The organism is Priestia sp. BR_2, from assembly GCF_041954005.1.
GTDB lineage: Bacteria > Bacillota > Bacilli > Paenibacillales > Paenibacillaceae > Paenibacillus_AQ > Paenibacillus_AQ lautus_A.
Genome location: NZ_JAVFHM010000184.1, coordinates 1 through 900 on the forward strand (window position 1 = coordinate 1; position 900 = coordinate 900).

The window sequence follows — 900 nt, forward strand, 5'->3', positions numbered from 1 at the left end:
TTACTAATAGTGCACAGCTAGAGCTACAAGCTTCAGATTGGTTTGCCAGCGCGAAGAAGTTAGTACAGCTTTCTACATCAGAAAAAGGACTGCACGGTTCAGTAAATATTGAAGCTGGAAAAAACAGCTATATTTCGTATAAAGAAACAAATAACAGTTTTAAAATGCTTCCGACCCATCATATCATGACGATGCAAAAAGGATTTGAATATGAGTTCACTGTAAAAGGGAAAGCAGATGAAGATGTAGCTGTGATTCCAATGTTTATTGGGTATTCAGATGAAGAAAAGCTTCAAGTGCTGCAGTTAAAATTTAACTCAATGACAAAAGTTCAAATTCATCCTGATATTACACAGTTCCGAATTGCTTTACGCGTGTCTGGAAAAGGTGAATTTGACGTTCATACGATTTCTATTAATGAAATGAAAAGCATTGAACGAGAGCAGTCATTAGATTACGTAGCAAAACAAGAAGTAGATGCATTTAACATGCTTCCTCCAAAGCCGATCAAAGAAATGAAGATGGCGGTTATTTTTGACGAATTTACGACGGCTTCTTATGAACATGAGTGTAAATTAATTAAAATGACGCCGGATAACTGGCTTGAGGTTATGACAAAGGAACAGCCAGACTTGTTAATGGTTGAATCTGCTTGGCGTGGTAACGGAGGCGTTTGGAATAAGCGTGTTGGTTACTACGGAGAAGAGAATATGAAACCTCTTTACTCACTGTTAGCTTTGTGTAAAGAGCATCATGTGCCAACCGTATTTTTGAACAAGGAAGGGCCTGTTCACTTTAATCGTTTTATTGAAAAATCTAGACGATTGTATCATATTATCACAACGAATGAAAACAGTGTTCCTATATACCAATAAAGACATTAAAATAAAACAGCATTTG

At 36.6% G+C, this 900-nt stretch carries 1 pseudogene; it reads left to right on the forward strand.

The features are described from left to right. Window positions 1–875 (forward strand): annotated as a pseudogene (locus RB298_RS09345) (CgeB family protein); the annotation flags it as partial. Between the last annotated feature and the right edge of the window lie 25 nt (window positions 876–900).